Here is a 1,508-nt window from a genome sequence, read left to right as displayed (position 1 = left end):
CCTAAGTACAATATCAGGAGATAGATTTGAGTCAAAAGTTCCCAGAATATTTATATCACTACACATCCTTTGAAGCATTGGCTTGTATTCTTGAGTATAAAACCTTTCGTTTTACCAAGTTAAATAATCTAAATGACCCTTTGGAGGGGAAAACTGCTGATCTGAATGCTTCAGAAAATTTAGCTTATTGTTCCTCATGGACCGCTCATGAACGAGATACAATTCCATTATGGAAAATGTACTCTGGCTTGAATGGAGTCAGGTTGAAACTCCCTAGTGACTTATTTACAAACTCGCAAATTGAAAGTGTTAGCTACAGCAACCTGCCGCGGGACTACAATAAGGCGGTAAATAGCGCCAAGCTTATAAAACCAATTAAAACGTATTCAACTGCTCGAAAAATAATCGACATAGACTCGGTGTTTGGTCCGGATGAAGTTGAGTATTTAGATTCTGAGCGCCCAGTAAATATTGAAGTTGTTACTAAAACTGCTCGCGTGGAACCTCAAGGGGCAGTTGAAGGTTGCATGATAAACTTAACGAATGTAGGTCTTTACAAAAATGACGACTGGGCTTATGAAAAAGAATGGCGGTATAGGTTATTGCTTAATCCATTGTTCGGTCCAGCATATCCGATTATGGGTGCCAATGAGTTTTGTGAATATTTTAAGTTCGCAGAGGATTACATTGACGTTCCAGTAAAGCAGAGCGCTATTGATAGAATTGAGGTAATGCTTGGTCCCATGCACAGCGCACCTCAGCGAATACTGTTGACCGCACTCTTAGAAAAGTACTCAAAGAACTTCAAAATAACTGAAAGTAACATTCAAATTAAATAGGTATAACAAATGCATCAACACGATTTACTACACTCGGCAATCTCAGTTTGCCGGGTGTTTCTCGTTTTAAGGCGTCAATATTAAGTATAATTGTTTGGTAGTAAACGTGTTATGCAGGCGTTGTGCGTACTGAGTCCGAAATTTTTTGCACGGTTCATCAAAAGGATCGCGGCTTTCGTAGTTTTGGCTTAGTAAGCGTTCCTTTCTTCTTTGTTGCCTTTTGGTTTTCGTTATTATCATGTTCGGCAAATTAGCCCTTATTTCCCTAAGTTCAGGCGTTTCAGAAGCTAATTCACGCTTCAATTGTTCTTTGGTTATGCCTCATTTTAGTTTGCATCAGTGTTTTCCTCGCAGCATTTTCAATCCCAATTGTTGTTAGGATATTTGGTTTATCAGTTCCAAATCTGCTGAAACCAAGCCGTTCAAATGGCGTAAGAAATGTATCTGTTTTCCATTTACTTAATCATGCAATTTAAGAACATTTTGTTCGCTTAATTGCCATCAGTAAATTAGAATCAGGGCTTAGGAAATCTTGGCAGGGCAGTTCTTTACCAAGTTGGCCAAGCCGAAAGTAAGCACGCACAACAATCGCATCAACACGATTTATTACATTCGGCGTTCTGGGTTTGCCTTTAGTTTTGTGATTAAGGTGGTTAATTCAGGTTGGTT

Annotated in this window: 1 protein-coding gene; it reads left to right on the top strand. The window is 39.0% G+C overall.

Annotated features, from left to right (window positions below):
• Positions 1–26 precede the first annotated feature (26 nt).
• On the top strand, positions 27–839 hold the full coding sequence (locus BTO23_RS15725; RefSeq protein WP_170066760.1) for a DUF2971 domain-containing protein: 813 nt from the start codon (positions 27–29) through the stop codon (positions 837–839).
• The last annotated feature ends 669 nt before the right edge of the window (positions 840–1,508 follow it).

Origin of the sequence: Aliivibrio sifiae (assembly GCF_002954715.1) — a bacterium.
Lineage (GTDB): Bacteria > Pseudomonadota > Gammaproteobacteria > Enterobacterales > Vibrionaceae > Aliivibrio > Aliivibrio sifiae.
The sequence above is the reverse complement of the archived record's forward strand: the minus strand, read 5'-3'. Positions and strand labels throughout refer to the sequence as shown.